The following is a 13,022-nucleotide window of genomic DNA, read 5'->3' as shown; positions in this document are numbered from 1 at the left end:
TGAATCAAGGTCATTTCCGGACATTTAGTGTACATATTACACCACTCATGCATTGTGCATACTTTTACCTGGCATCTGCATGTTGAACATTTCAGCATAAACCCCGTTGATTTTCATCAGTTTCTGATGAGTCCCGCGTTCGATTATATCACCCTTTTCCAGTATGATGATCTGGTCAGCATGCTGGATCGTGGACAGCCTGTGCGCGATGATGAATGTCGTGCGCTTTTCGCTGACAACTTTCATGGCATGTTGGATCATCTGTTCAGTTTCACTGTCCACATTGCTCGTCGCCTCATCCAATACCAGCACTTTCGGATCGAATGCAAGCGCCCTTGCAAATGAAATCAACTGACGTTCACCCAGGGATAACGTCGCTCCCCTTTCAGGCAGATAAGTATCCAGCCCTCCATCCAGCTTTTCCATGAGCTCCCTGCCGCCGACTTCCATCAAAGCCTGCTCAGCAGATTCACGCGAAATATCTTCATTGTTGAGTCGGATATTATAAAGCAGCGTACCTGCATAGATGAATGGATCCTGAAGTACAATAGATATATGCTTCCTTAAATCTTTTTTATTAATTTCCTTTGTATCCTTCCCGGAAAATAAAATCCGTCCGTCCGTCGGATCATAGAAACGCATCAGAAGATTGATGATCGAACTTTTTCCGGAACCCGTATGGCCGACCAGACCGATGGTTTCGCCCCGTCCCACATTCAGATCAATATCTTTCAGCACCAGATGCCCTTCTTTATAGAAAAATGATACATTTTTGAAGTGGATATCTCCGTGGAAATGATTCATATGTCCGTCATCATCAACTTCTTCCTCTTCATCAATCATCTCAAATACTTTTACCGCAGCAACACGCGCCTGTTCAAATATTTCAATCTGTCCGACGATTTCATAAAGTGGATTGAAAAAGCGTGTGATATAGTCCACAAGCAAGTACATTGTTCCGACAGTCAGCGCTTCAGAAGGACTTAAAAATGCGAGGGAGAATACTATGACCATAAGCGCAAAGACAAATGACTGCATTCCGCTTGCGAGATTATCTCCTGTAATCCCATTTAATTTTACCAGTTTGGTTGCACTTTCCCTATATTCATCATTTAACTTCTTGAACTCACTTTCAATCTGTCTCTCTCTGTTGAATACTTGAATTGTCGTCATACCGTTTATAGATTCATTGATTGCCGCATTCATATCACTGTTTCTTTCACGCTTCAGATGATTATATTCATTCGAATATTTACGGTAAAGAATGATCCATAGTAAAATGACCGGTACAAAAATCAGCATGATCATGCCTGCATATATATTGACGATAAAAATTGCAACGGTAATTGCCAGCATCGTCAGACCATTCACAAGGAACATCGGCAGTACATATGTGAAAAATTCAAGCATCGATTCGGTGTCGTTTGTGATTCTGGCAACGACTTTGCCTGCTGGCAGATTGTCAAAGTACCTGATCGGCAGTCTTTGAATATGCTCAAAAACCTGGTGACGGATACTTTGAACGACTTTTGCTCCAGTCGACTGCAGAATAATCTGAGCGAAATATGCCGCCACTGCATGAAACAATTTAATGAATGCATACACTGCCAGAAGCAGGAAGACCGCTTCAACATTGATATTACCTGCACCGAGTCTGATATGATCATCCAGCACCGTCATGATGATGAGCGGTCCAATCAGCTCAAGGCATACCATCAGTACCATCATTACACTGCCCACGGTGAACCACCATTTATAATTCAGGGAGTATTTTAAAAGTCTTTTGATCTCACTCATTTTCATCACCGCCAGTCCTGTAGTACTGATTCTGTCTTTTGTACCAGCCGTCATTTTGAATCAGTTCATCATGACTGCCGGTTTCAACAATCTTGCCGTCCTCAAGTACGACAATAACCTCTGCATGTCTGACGGCAGACAGACGGTGGGTCACTATAACAGTGGTCTTTTCATTCCGCTCACGTTTGATGTTATTGATGATCCGCTGCTCTGTTTTTGCATCTACAGCACTGAGTGTATCATCAAATATCAGAATATCCGGATTTTTAATCAGACTTCTCGCGATTGATATTCTTTGTTTCTGACCCCCGCTCAGAGCGATCCCTTTTTCACCGACCATCGTCTCGAGTCCTTTCGGCATGAGCGCAACATCCGAGTCAAGTGCACTGACTTCTATTGCCTGTCGCAGCTCCTCATCCGTCGCCGCGGGATTGCCGAAAAGAATATTTTCTCTGACGGTTCTTGAGAACAGTATATTCTCCTGGGATACATAACCAATCTTATGTCTCAATTCCTTTTTACTGAGTTGAGTGATATTAATCCCATCAATGATAAGACTGCCTGCACCTGCAGGATACATTTTCAAGAGCTGCCTGATCAAAGTTGTTTTTCCGCTGCCTGTTTTACCGACGATACCTAAAGTCTCTCCCGCTTTCAGACGAATGCTGATTTCATTCAGATTTTTCCTGCTGCTCGAAGGATAGCTGAAAGATACTTTTTCAAAATCAATTTCACTCGATTCTGTGACTCCGTCCCCGGCATCGATTACATCATCTTCTGCCTGGAGCACATCTTCAATACGGTTCAGTGAAGCATTGCCCCGCTGCATTATATTGAACAGCATCCCCATAGCAAACATCGGCCATATCAACATATTCAAATATATATTGAATGTCACGACTTCTCCGACCGTCATTACACCTGCATTTACCAGAACCGCACCGTAACCGAATGCGATGATGAAACTGATAGACACGACAAAAATCGTCAGCGGCTGGAATAGCGCATCCAGTTTTTCGACTTTCATAAACTTGCTCAAATAATCGTTTGTCTTTCCTTTAAAACTTTCTGCTTCCGCCTCTTCCTGTACATAGCTCCGCGTCAACCTCACGCCTTCAACGACTTCAAGTGCAGAATCATTCATCACGCCGAAGGACTTCTGGCTCTCGGTATGACGTTTATTGATCAGTCGCCCGAGGCCGACTTCAATGATGATCAAGAGAGGTAATGGCAAGAGCGCAAAAAAGGTCAATTCCAGATTAATGGTAAAAGCCATGACCAATACGATTGTAGTGAGGAAAGTGCTCGCATCAAGCAGAGTGATCATGCCGAAGCCCATCGCCCTGTTGATACTCCGCATATCATTCGTCGCTTTTGCCATCAGGTCTCCGGTCTTGTTACGCTCATAAAAACTTGGAGATAATGTTAGAAACTTTTGCATCAACCTCATTCTTAAAATGCTTTCAATATTATACGCACTTCCGAACAACAGATAAAACCATGAGAAGAGCATTACATACGTGCCGATGATGACGATGATGAATAAAAAGAATATCAGCCACATAGATTGCACAGTCATTTCACCCGTATTGATCAAATCGATTGTACGACCGATCAGCTGCGGCGGAACCACTTCAAGCAAATTCGACATCACAGCCAATATGACAATGATTAAATATTTCAATTTATGTTCTGAAAAATACCATTTAAGTTTATAAATAAAATCAATCATGATTAACCAACTTTCTTATGTTGAGTAAATTTTGCAATAAAAAAAGTGCACACCATTTTTGTGCGCACTTGAATTAAGGCATAAAAACAGGGAGGTATACACCTCCCCTGTTACAAATATCTGAATTGGTCATCAATGATCATCATGTTTAAAAATAACCATGCAGGGAGGCGATATTCAATTCTACGTTGTTTAAATTCGCTGCAATAATGTTGAGCATAGTTTTGTCCTCCTTCTGAATGATATTTTCAGTATACTTCATGTGATGTAAAAATTCAATATAATTTTAAATATTCTATTATGTTTTCTATTTATAGTTCATGATCCCAATTTTCCAAAGAAGCCATTGTCAATTCTTCTTTGGCGTCCAGTCTTAATGGTGCAATCAATTCGATGCTGTTCCCATCAGGATCTTTGAAATAAACTGCCGCATGTGCCTTGGGTACTGCTGATAGATCATGCAGAGTTCCTTCAGGCAGAAAATCAAAGTTGGCAGAACCATTTATTCCCCGTTTTTTCAACCAGTCTTTGTCATTCTTCATATCTTCCAAATCTATTTGCAATGCAATATGCCGCATCGAGGGATGATAAGGCGCATACACCCTGTCCGTTTCCCAAAGCCCGAGCCAGCTTTTATCTTTTTCAATCCAGAAAAATGCCAGATTCTTCTGTCGGTAGGCAATCTCCAGATCCAGATTTTTATAAAACTCGATTGACGTCTCGAGGTTGCTGACCGGCAGATGAGATTCATACATTCCTTTAATCATGACGCATGTCCCCTTTATTGTTGTTACACTTTTAATATAATATTGATCCATTATGATCACATCGACCTACCGTCTGATTTATCAATACGTAAATAGTCCTATCCATTCTCTGCAACCAGCCTGCATCAAGCAATTTTCTTCCACTCTTTCTAAAAGTAACCTGTAATCAGTTGCACTGGAAAGTTCATCAATCCATGGATGATGATAAGTACCCATACATTCCTGTATTTCGCCCATAAAAATCCTAAAAATAGTCCAAGGACACCCTGGTTGATCATTACATTTGAAAATGCAATGTCTGCAGAGTCCCCGCCCTGAATCGCCATATGCCAGACCGCCCATAGTACAGAGGCAATCATGATGGCCGGCCATGTCCCGAGCAAAGCTTCGAGCCTCGTCTGCAGCCACACTCTGTAAAATAATTCTTCAAGTACACTGTTCAGAAGAAATGAAAACAGTGCACCGACAGCAAGTGTTAAAAAGCTCATTTGATACTCGGGTCCATCCGGTGAACCGAGCGGACTGAAAAAATATAAGATTATCCAGGTGAACGTAACCATACCAGGAAAAATCCACTGATTGTTCTCCAAATAAGAGTGATCCGATATTTTATTATTCAACCCTTTATGTTCAAAGTAGTAGAACATGATAATCGGACCGATCATCAGCAAAAAAATTTTAAGCAGAGGGAAATATATGATTGCAGATTCAAAAGGTAGAGCCAGCAGTGTGACAGTAAAAAGAACAGCCAATGTCATAAGTATTACAGACTGCCTGACCACCATCTTTCTGTCCAATAACTTAAATGGATTACGATTCGTATATTTCGTGGGCAGGACTATCATCAATAAAATCAATATCCCTGAAATAATCCAGTTATGCCAAAATGGAACTGTTGAATCGTGATCTGCACTGACTTCAATCATTCCGTCATTTTGAAAGATGATCCAGACTGCTGATAAAATTATAAGTGTCAGACCACTGTAAACAACCCAGTTGTATCTATTCATTCTAATGTTTTCATTCATTTTTTAACCCCTTTCTATGTCGAGTCAATTGATGACAAATTAATATATCGAGACTTATCTTCAACTTTTTTAACCGAGTAAAAATAAAATAACCCGCCAATCATCCAAAATGGTTCCCAAAAAACCAATCTCCAAAATGTCGCGTAGCCATCCAGATTAAAATTCAATATATTGAAAGTGCTCAGTGAAATTGTAAAAAAGTTGAGCAGTCCATATAGAAATAGTAATATGCCGACAGATTTTGTAATGTTATAGAGAATTTTAACTTTAAGAGTGCTTCTCCACTTCACCAGCAGCATCAGCAGCAGTATTACACCCAATAATTTTATAAAACCCGTCATCCATACGACGATGATAAATGATAGTTCAGGATTCAATGATATTTCATAGATTTCTCCCCCAAGAGATCTGACACCGACCATTCCCCCAATTGCCCAGTAGAAACTCATAATCGCAAAAATTAAAGTCCATACAATGCCCAAAGTAATGAATAATTTATTACTTTCCATAGAAAACCCCTCCTTTTCTAATAATGTACGTATTAACAGTGTAAAATAGCTCTAAAAATAAAAATAGTTACAAATGTAATGTGAGGCCATTACATTTGTAACTAAATTCCTCTTCTGATATATATTCTATTCTTCATTGTTCATTGCTCATATTTTCTGTCAAAATTTCCTCCATCAACAATAGTATAAAAATACTCGAAGATTTATGTTTTTATAAAAATTAGTGATTGCGTATTTCATATAAACCTAGTATTTTTAATAGAACCATATTATATGTATATAAAAGGATGTGTGACCATGTATAAAAATGTATTATTACCATACGATTTTGGCAACTCTTTCAGCAACGTTCCGGAACAATTGAAAAAGCTCGTCGGAGAAAATCCGGATCATATGATTACAATTTTCAACATCATTTCAGAAAGTGAACATGCCAACAGTGTCAGATACGAAGGGAAACATTTCGATACTCTTGTTGAGGAAAAGAAAAGCTTCATGAAACCTTTTACCGACCAGCTCGAAGAACTTGGTTTGAATTATCAGATACAATTTGAATCCGGCCTTATCATGAAGACACTTTTGAAAGAAATAAATAATAATAACTATGATATTGTTGTCATGAGTAACAAACGCTCTAAAAGAGAAATCAAGCATGTACTCGGTCATGTCACTCATAAAATCGCAAAACGTGTAAATACACCTGTCGTTATAGTTAAATAATTATATCTCACGCGTAAGATGCCTTTTGATTAAGTGACAAAAAGCATCTTTTTCTTCCTCGGTCTCATGTCTTTCTTCATTCCGTTGATATACTTTATCAGCGGTTTTACATTTATGCCGCTGGTACCGTTAGTCGCATTGATCATCAAATACATAGCAAAGAGAAAAATTACGCTCGTTTAAGTATGGAAAATATAAGTCACAAATAAAAAGTCTCAATGAAACAAATTACCGTTTCATTGAGACTTTCATTTATAGATGGTTATTCCAATGCCTTTTCAGATTATTGATTAATTTTATTAGTGGCTGATCATTCCCACAAATGTGCAATGTTCTTCAGCCTCTCAACACATTCTTTAAGCTGCTTATCTTCGATTGCCATGGAAATACGGATGAAGTTTCTGCCTCTGGAGCCGAACGGAATTCCGGGTGTGGCAAGAATGGATTCTTCTTTCAACAGATATTTGACAAAACTTTCACCGTCAAATACTTTCGGCACTCTGATCCAGCCGAATATGCCGCCCTGGATCGGCTCAACCGGGATACCCGCTTCAGAAAGTTCACTGACAAGAAGATTCTTTCTCTCTTTGAAAATATCCCTCTGCTCAATTAAAAAGTCATCTTCATTATTCAAAGCATCGGTCGCCGCTTCCTGCAGCACACCCCACATGCCTGTCTGGGTATGATCCTGATAAATATTGATTGCTTCTATCATCTCTTTATTGCCGACCGCAAATCCCGCACGGAAACCGGACATATTATAACTTTTTGAAAATGAATATATTTCAATCGCCGTCGATAGATCCGGATCACTTTCAAGGATGCTCGGATGTTTGCCTTCAAATCCGAAACTTGCATAGGCAAAATCATGTACGATTTTAATGTTGGTACCCTTGAACCTTTTGATCGTTTCATCAAAAAATGACTTTGATGCGACAGTACCGAGCGGATTGGAAGGGTAATTCAAGTAGATCAGACGTGCATTATCCAGTTCTTTCTGATCCAGTGCATCGTAATCCGGCATATAATTGTTTTCCTTAAGAAGCGGCAGCTCATACTCAATACCTTTCGCAAGGCTCACACCTGCCGAGTAGTCCGCATACCCCGGGTTTGGGAGAAAGACGCCTTCTCCCGGTTCGATGAATATCATGGGAAACTGGACGAGCGCACTTTTTGTGCCGTAAAGAATCGCGATATTTTCATCTTTCAAATCCACATCGTAATGCCGTTTATAGAAGTCTATGATTGCAGCTTTGAAGGACGGACGTCCTCGGAAACCCGGATACTTGTGGTTTTCAGTAATATCAACCGCATTTTTCACTGCTTTCTTTACACTTTCCGGCGCACTGCCGTCCGGCACACCGACAGCAAGATTGATCAGCGGCTTTTCACCGATCTCCAAATCTTCATTTAAAGTGCTGACGCTCGCAAAGTAGCTTTCCGGCACAGATTTCAATAACTCATTCATCGTTTACTCCTCCTCCGGCTTATCGAATCCCTGGAAGTCTTCATCAATGACCTGGTCAAAATATTCAGACTGGGCTGCTTCTATCAAATCTCCGGCAAGGTCAGAATCTTTGTCATCCGTATTGACGACGATCCTGTTTCTGAAATACTCATTCATGCTCTCAAGCACCAATGCATCCTCAAGATTCATGTCGCTGGCCAATGCAAAATTTCCGGGCACGAGCGACAGGCCGATCTGATCCACGCTTCTCGGCAGCTGACCCGCATCCTGGAAGACAAACTCGAGGTTTCTATTGTTGCTGGTAATGTCCGCTTCTTCAATCGCGAACATATTGGCATCTTCACTGATCGTGATGAGTCCCGCTTCTTCGAGCGTTAAAAATCCGCGTGAAGAGTTGACGGGGTCCAGTGGCAGAGCAACTTCACTGCCATTCGTTATTTCTTCCAACGATTCAAATTCGCTCGAATAAAGTCCCATCGGCGCTGTCGGCACCTGGATAAGACCGTGCAGGTCCGTGCCGTTCTCTTCGTTGAAGTTTTCCATGAATGTCAAGTTCTGATACAGGTTCGCATCAAGGTCGCCATTATGGAGTGCATTGTTCGGCTGGACATAGTCTGTATACTCGACGATTTCAACCGAATACCCCATCTCTTCAAGCGGCGGCTTCAACGCAAAGTTGACCATATCACTGAAAGGGCCTGTAGATGCACCTATTGTGATCACTTCGCCTTCATCTTCATATAAAAGTACGCTCGAGATGATAATGACACCTAAAGTGCCAAGTAAGAATAATATAATACCACGCATCTATTTCCCCTCCTCACGACGGCTTAAAAAGTCACCGATTAATTGTACAAGCTGGACAATGATGATCAGCAGGATGACCGTAATGGCCATCGTCAAAGTGTCATAACGGTAATAGCCGTAACGGATGGCAAGGTCACCGATACCGCCCCCGCCGACAACACCGGCAGTCGCACTGAATGCGATAATTGTAATGATTGTCAGCGTAATTGCCTGGATAAGGCCTTTTTTGGCTTCAGGAATCAGCACATCCGTCACTATCATGAGTATTGGTGCACCGCCTGCAATGCTCGCTTCAATGACACCGCTGTGAATACTGTTGAAACTCGACTCGACCAGTCGTGCAAATAAAGGTACCGCGGCAATCGACAGTGCGACACTCGCAAAGACCGGACCATGAGAAGCGTTGACAAGCCAAGTCGCAAACGGCATGATTGCAACAATTAAAATGATGAATGGAAATGAACGGATGACGTTCACAAGCGCACCGAGAACCTGATTCAACGGTTTCATTTTAAAAAGTAAGTGGTGTTGAGTAATGAATAATAAGACACCGAGCGGCAGCCCGACCAACACAGCAAAGAAAATGGAAATCGAAACCATTAAAGTCGTTTCCAAAAATGCTTTGTAAAGTAATGGCCATAAATTCGTTAAACTATTCATATATCTCAGCCCTTTCTATACCTGGAGTGTCGTTGATGTTCCGGGTCAGCCTGTCTATTTCTGAAGGCTCGCCCGTCACCTGCAGCATAAGAATGCCGAGGGGTATGCCGTTGATATATTCGATTCTGCCGTTCAGTATGCTGATGGACAGATCAAATTCCCTGTAAAGTTTATTCAAATAGCTCTCTTCAGCACTTTCCTGCAGGAATTTGATGGTGATGATCTTATTGTCATCTGATTCAATTATGTATTCCGGAATCTGGAAATCATAAATATCCTGGACAAACCCCTTAGTCACTTCGTGGGACGGCTCACTGAATATTTTATAGACATCGTCCATCTCAATGATTTCACCATTTGACATGACACCGACGCGCTCTGCAAGTTCCTTGATGACTTCCATCTCATGAGTGATCACCACAATCGTAATACCGAGTTCCTTGTTGATCCTCTTCAAAAGATTCAATATGGTCTTTGTCGTTTCCGGATCCAGCGCACTCGTCGCCTCATCACTGAGAAGCACATCAGGGTCATTGGCAAGGGCTCTTGCAATACCCACACGCTGTTTCTGTCCGCCGCTCAGGTTTTTAGGAAACACCGTCTTCTTGTCGGTCAGTCCGACAAGTTCAAGCAGTTCATCGATACGGCCATCAATTTTAGATTTTGGATATTTAGCCGCCCTTAGGACAAATGCGATATTATCTGCGACCGTCTTTGATTCAATCAGATTGAACTGCTGGAAAATCATCCCGATCTTCTGGCGCTTCACCCGCAAATCCTTTTGATCTAAAGCAGTCACTTCATCATCTCCGACATGGATTGTTCCAGTCGTCGGCGCTTCAAGCAAATTGATCAGACGCAGAAGCGTACTCTTCCCCGCGCCGCTGAAACCAATCAGACCGAATATTTCTCCTTCATTGATTGTCAGGCTGGTCGGTCTTAAAGCATTGATTTCTTTACCTTTATGTAAATAGGTTTTTGAAACATCTTTGAAAACTATACTCATGTAAATCCTCCTTTTACTTTCTAATAATAAAAAAGCCATCTGCACTAATGCAAATGACTGGAGTGATTATCATTCAAGCCCTTGCTTGTTGGAATTAGCACAGTACTCTCCCTGAGTCCGCTGCTGAGACATCTCCGGGCCAAGTCCCTCCGTCTGCTCTGGATAATTGGTTATTAAGTTGTGATTAATCATATAGTAAAAATGAGCGGTTTGCAAGCCATGACTTCAATTGATTCATATATTTTAAGAAAGTTCCATATACAACATACTAATCATAAAAATCAGTAATATTACTGACAACACGACAAAAAAGATGCTCCATGGGGAAATCTTTCCATCTCTCCCACGGATTTTCGTTGAGAAAAGTATGGCAAATACGATTAAAACCACAATGCCGATTATAAATCTGAAAGTCATAATATCACCTCACTTCACAATACCCGGAATTTCAAAATATTATGTATGTAACATGGTAGAAAAGTGAAAAGATGGTGGCCACCCTTAAAGGAAGAGGTGGTGCTTATAAAAGCATTCAGAAAATCTTCAGGAAGGATATTCATATGTGATGAGCACTGTAGAATCATTGCAGCTAATGATGAGTTTTGGGATTTTCATACTCACTTGAATTGCTGTGATGGTTGCGATAATTAAAATATTACAAAAATAACCATCTCACTTTGACAGAAGATGGTTATTTTTCGTCTTTATGTCACTGTCTTGAGCGGTACTGCCAAGAGTCCGTGTTATCTGCATGGGCTTTTTCTCTTTCATTATACCTTAATTTCTTACAGTTTTACGACTTCGTTACCCATGCTTCTGAAAATATTATTGTATTCAATGGCGCTGCTGAATGGTGTCAGTGTTTATTTTGAAAGTGCCATTTTGATATGTTCAAGGTGATGCTCTTCATGCCATGCGAGCTTCGCAACTTTTGTCGCCACGGTTATTTTACCGTTTGCTTCATGAATGAAATAACGCTCAAGCTGATTTTCAGTCAGGCTTTTACCCAGCGCAACGATCCTTTCATTGATACCTTCCAGTATTTTAATTGAACTTTCCACGGAAAGCTCAGTGTCCGGCTGCACAGCCCACTCATTCTGGAGGAATCCCGGCACTGTCGGAGCATCGTCAGTCAAAGCGAGTTTCAGCCGCTGATACATATTCAATTGGGAATCCGCAATGTGATGCACAAGCTGTCGGACATTCCAGGCACCTTCACGGTAAGTTTTGTTCAACTCATCTTCACTTAAGTTGTCGACCGTTTCACGTAACCTTTTCGTATATGTAGCTGTCTGTCCATTCCACTTCTGAATATCTTCAAGTGTTACATTTTCAGATACGTCCAGTTCTCCAATAGGAAATTTAACATCCATCTTAATAATCCCTTTCCGTAATAAGTGTTCTCTATTATAAATATACTATAACTTCAAAGAAACCTTAAACAAGATGCATGCAGCTCGATGTAATAAAAAATAAGACAGGATTATCCCTGTCTTTAAATTGAAATTTATAATTACTCCACGATAAAACCGTATTTGAATGGGTCATCAGGATCAATAAAGATATTTGAGATAGCAGATATAAATGCTTTTCCGGTTATTTCTGTAATTACACCATTTTTATCTCCAAGCTTTACTTCCTCTGTAGCAACACCTTTGAACGTTCCTCCTACAAAACCTTCACATACGATTCCTTCGTTCAGTTTAAGTTCATCTCTACCTACCATTCTAGCCACCATTGCAGTCGTACCGGTGCCTCCAGGAGAACGATCTGCTTGATTATCACTAAAAATATGAACGTTCTTATAATCAGCTTCCTCTAAAGTTGGCTTTGAAAAGAAAGTGACGATGTCAATATAATTGATATAATCATTTGTAGGATGCTGGACTTTATAATTTTCATTAACTTCTTTCTTTATTAATGCAGCAACTCTTTTAATTTCTTTTGTGTTCATTTTGTCTATTTTCAAACCAATCTTGTCGGCATCTACCCATGCAAAATAATTACCACCAAAACTAATGTCTGTATTTATTTCACCATAATCAGGTATTGTAACTTTGAAGTCTCGAGCTTCAAGGTAAGCAGGAACGTTTTGAAAAGTAACTGAATCTACTTTCCCAGCTGTCATTTTTACAGTTGGATAAACTTTCCCAGCTGGAGTTTCTAATACTAACTTAACTTCCGGCCCATCTGCTTCTACCATTCCAGTTTCGACAATAGCCATAGAAATACCAATAGTGGCATGCCCACACATATTTAAGAAGTTTCCATTATCCATAAACACTACTCCGAAGTCTACATCATCACTAAGTGGTGGCAATAATATTGCTCCAAACATGTCTCTATGACCTCTTGGCTCTTGTATTAGAGCGCCTCTGAGCCAGTCATAATTTTCTGCAATATAGTCCCTTTGTTCTGCCACTGTCTTACCTTCTACTTTAAACAGACCTCCATTAACGATTCTTGTTGGTTCTCCAAAAGTATGTGTGTCTATTACATTTAATGTTTTGTTAAATATCATATTTATC

At 40.5% G+C, this 13,022-nt stretch carries 13 protein-coding genes and 1 riboswitch; of the genes, 2 read left to right on the top strand and 11 right to left on the bottom strand.

What is annotated here, in order from left to right; all coding sequences use genetic code 11:
- Positions 1-45: 45 nt before the first annotated feature.
- The 5 genes from ACY8DT_RS12360 to ACY8DT_RS12340 all read right to left on the bottom strand — a co-directional run bounded on the left by ACY8DT_RS12360 (position 46) and on the right by ACY8DT_RS12340 (position 5,833).
- Positions 46-1,797, bottom strand: a complete 1,752-nt coding sequence (locus ACY8DT_RS12360) for an ABC transporter ATP-binding protein (protein ID WP_462420613.1) — start codon at positions 1,795-1,797, stop codon at positions 46-48.
- On the bottom strand, positions 1,790-3,529 hold the full coding sequence (locus ACY8DT_RS12355) for an ABC transporter ATP-binding protein (protein ID WP_462420612.1): 1,740 nt from the start codon (positions 3,527-3,529) through the stop codon (positions 1,790-1,792). The genes ACY8DT_RS12360 and ACY8DT_RS12355 overlap by 8 nt, the downstream gene beginning before the upstream one ends.
- A 311-nt stretch (positions 3,530-3,840) precedes the next feature.
- A complete protein-coding gene (locus ACY8DT_RS12350; RefSeq protein WP_462420611.1) occupies positions 3,841-4,296 on the bottom strand; it encodes a VOC family protein in 456 nt (151 codons plus the stop codon).
- 149 nt (positions 4,297-4,445) lie between these two features.
- Positions 4,446-5,324, bottom strand: coding sequence for a CPBP family intramembrane glutamic endopeptidase (locus ACY8DT_RS12345; RefSeq protein WP_462420610.1), 879 nt, complete (start codon positions 5,322-5,324; stop codon positions 4,446-4,448).
- Between the two features lie 14 nt (positions 5,325-5,338).
- On the bottom strand, positions 5,339-5,833 hold the full coding sequence (locus ACY8DT_RS12340; RefSeq protein ID WP_462420609.1) for a DUF3995 domain-containing protein: 495 nt from the start codon (positions 5,831-5,833) through the stop codon (positions 5,339-5,341).
- Positions 5,834-6,130: 297 nt separating this feature from the next.
- Here ACY8DT_RS12340 and ACY8DT_RS12335 point away from each other — a divergent pair, with 297 nt between their 5' ends.
- On the top strand, positions 6,131-6,553 hold the full coding sequence (locus tag ACY8DT_RS12335; RefSeq protein ID WP_462420608.1) for a universal stress protein: 423 nt from the start codon (positions 6,131-6,133) through the stop codon (positions 6,551-6,553).
- Between the two features lie 310 nt (positions 6,554-6,863).
- Here ACY8DT_RS12335 and ACY8DT_RS12330 read toward each other — a convergent pair whose 3' ends face one another.
- Genes ACY8DT_RS12330 through ACY8DT_RS12315 form a run of 4 tightly spaced genes read right to left on the bottom strand, consistent with a single transcriptional unit; the run spans position 6,864 to position 10,494 of the window.
- Complete coding sequence (locus ACY8DT_RS12330) at positions 6,864-8,021, bottom strand: aminotransferase class I/II-fold pyridoxal phosphate-dependent enzyme (protein ID WP_462420607.1); 1,158 nt, start codon at positions 8,019-8,021, stop codon at positions 6,864-6,866.
- A 3-nt stretch (positions 8,022-8,024) separates the two neighbouring features.
- The gene (locus ACY8DT_RS12325) at positions 8,025-8,828 is read right to left on the bottom strand and encodes a MetQ/NlpA family ABC transporter substrate-binding protein (protein WP_462420606.1); all 804 of its coding nucleotides are present in this window, start codon (positions 8,826-8,828) and stop codon (positions 8,025-8,027) included.
- Complete coding sequence (locus ACY8DT_RS12320) at positions 8,829-9,488, bottom strand: methionine ABC transporter permease (RefSeq protein WP_462420605.1); 660 nt, start codon at positions 9,486-9,488, stop codon at positions 8,829-8,831.
- Entirely contained in the window at positions 9,481-10,494 is a 1,014-nt protein-coding gene (locus ACY8DT_RS12315; RefSeq protein ID WP_462420604.1) for a methionine ABC transporter ATP-binding protein, read from the bottom strand. The genes ACY8DT_RS12320 and ACY8DT_RS12315 overlap by 8 nt, the downstream gene beginning before the upstream one ends.
- Before the next feature lie 63 nt (positions 10,495-10,557).
- Positions 10,558-10,663, bottom strand: a riboswitch (SAM riboswitch).
- A gap of 396 nt (positions 10,664-11,059) precedes the next feature.
- Between ACY8DT_RS12315 and ACY8DT_RS12310 the strand changes: the two genes are divergently transcribed.
- Complete coding sequence (locus tag ACY8DT_RS12310) at positions 11,060-11,119, top strand: putative holin-like toxin (RefSeq protein ID WP_462422272.1); 60 nt, start codon at positions 11,060-11,062, stop codon at positions 11,117-11,119.
- A gap of 238 nt (positions 11,120-11,357) precedes the next feature.
- On the opposite strand, the gene ACY8DT_RS12305 is transcribed toward ACY8DT_RS12310, so the two are convergent.
- On the bottom strand, positions 11,358-11,867 hold the full coding sequence (locus tag ACY8DT_RS12305) for a YfiT family bacillithiol transferase (protein WP_462420603.1): 510 nt from the start codon (positions 11,865-11,867) through the stop codon (positions 11,358-11,360).
- Positions 11,868-12,007: 140 nt separating this feature from the next.
- Positions 12,008-13,015: a proline racemase family protein gene (locus ACY8DT_RS12300; protein ID WP_462420602.1), complete on the bottom strand. Its 1,008-nt coding sequence runs from the start codon at positions 13,013-13,015 to the stop codon at positions 12,008-12,010.
- Between the last annotated feature and the right edge of the window lie 7 nt (positions 13,016-13,022).

This window comes from Salinicoccus sp. Marseille-QA3875 (assembly GCF_054950095.1).
This window is presented reverse-complemented; position numbering and strand designations above follow the sequence as displayed.

What these genes read in the sequence shown, in the direction of transcription:
- ACY8DT_RS12360 (WP_462420613.1), bottom strand. Translation starts at nt 1,797, where the DNA reads ATGAGTGAGATCAAAAGACTTTTAAAATACTCCCTGAATTATAAATGG.
- ACY8DT_RS12355 (WP_462420612.1), bottom strand. Translation starts at nt 3,529, where the DNA reads ATGATTGATTTTATTTATAAACTTAAATGGTATTTTTCAGAACATAAA.
- ACY8DT_RS12350 (WP_462420611.1), bottom strand. Translation starts at nt 4,296, where the DNA reads ATGATTAAAGGAATGTATGAATCTCATCTGCCGGTCAGCAACCTCGAG.
- ACY8DT_RS12345 (WP_462420610.1), bottom strand. Translation starts at nt 5,324, where the DNA reads ATGAATGAAAACATTAGAATGAATAGATACAACTGGGTTGTTTACAGT.
- ACY8DT_RS12340 (WP_462420609.1), bottom strand. Translation starts at nt 5,833, where the DNA reads ATGGAAAGTAATAAATTATTCATTACTTTGGGCATTGTATGGACTTTA.
- ACY8DT_RS12335 (WP_462420608.1), top strand. Translation starts at nt 6,131, where the DNA reads ATGTATAAAAATGTATTATTACCATACGATTTTGGCAACTCTTTCAGC.
- ACY8DT_RS12330 (WP_462420607.1), bottom strand. Translation starts at nt 8,021, where the DNA reads ATGAATGAGTTATTGAAATCTGTGCCGGAAAGCTACTTTGCGAGCGTC.
- ACY8DT_RS12325 (WP_462420606.1), bottom strand. Translation starts at nt 8,828, where the DNA reads ATGCGTGGTATTATATTATTCTTACTTGGCACTTTAGGTGTCATTATC.
- ACY8DT_RS12320 (WP_462420605.1), bottom strand. Translation starts at nt 9,488, where the DNA reads ATGAATAGTTTAACGAATTTATGGCCATTACTTTACAAAGCATTTTTG.
- ACY8DT_RS12315 (WP_462420604.1), bottom strand. Translation starts at nt 10,494, where the DNA reads ATGAGTATAGTTTTCAAAGATGTTTCAAAAACCTATTTACATAAAGGT.
- ACY8DT_RS12305 (WP_462420603.1), bottom strand. Translation starts at nt 11,867, where the DNA reads ATGGATGTTAAATTTCCTATTGGAGAACTGGACGTATCTGAAAATGTA.
- ACY8DT_RS12300 (WP_462420602.1), bottom strand. Translation starts at nt 13,015, where the DNA reads ATGATATTTAACAAAACATTAAATGTAATAGACACACATACTTTTGGA.